Genomic DNA, 315 nt, shown 5'->3' on the forward strand with positions numbered 1-315 from the left:
CTTAAGAGATAAAGAAAAAAGTTCATAAACATATTGAATTGACAGCGTAAGAATAAATTGGAAACGATTAATTTAAACAAACGAGAATAAACCATTTTGAGTACTGAGAACATTATTAATTGTTAAAACATAGTCGTAAGACTTAAAATTTAACGATGAAGAGTTTGATCCTGGCTCAGGATGAACGCTAGCGGCAGGCTTAACACAGGCAAGTCGAGGGGTAGCAGGGAGCTTGCTCCGCTGACGACCGGCGAACGGGTGCGTAACGCGTATAGAATCTACCTCTTACTAAGGGATAGCCCAGAGAAATTTGGA

Annotated in this window: 1 rRNA gene; it reads left to right on the plus strand. The window is 39.7% G+C overall.

The window, feature by feature from the left end:
• Positions 1–152: 152 nt before the first annotated feature.
• Positions 153–315: ribosomal RNA gene (locus V6251_RS15235) — 16S ribosomal RNA — on the plus strand; the annotation flags it as partial.

Origin of the sequence: Olleya sp. Ti.3.14 (genome assembly GCF_038154885.1) — a bacterium.
GTDB lineage: Bacteria > Bacteroidota > Bacteroidia > Flavobacteriales > Flavobacteriaceae > Olleya.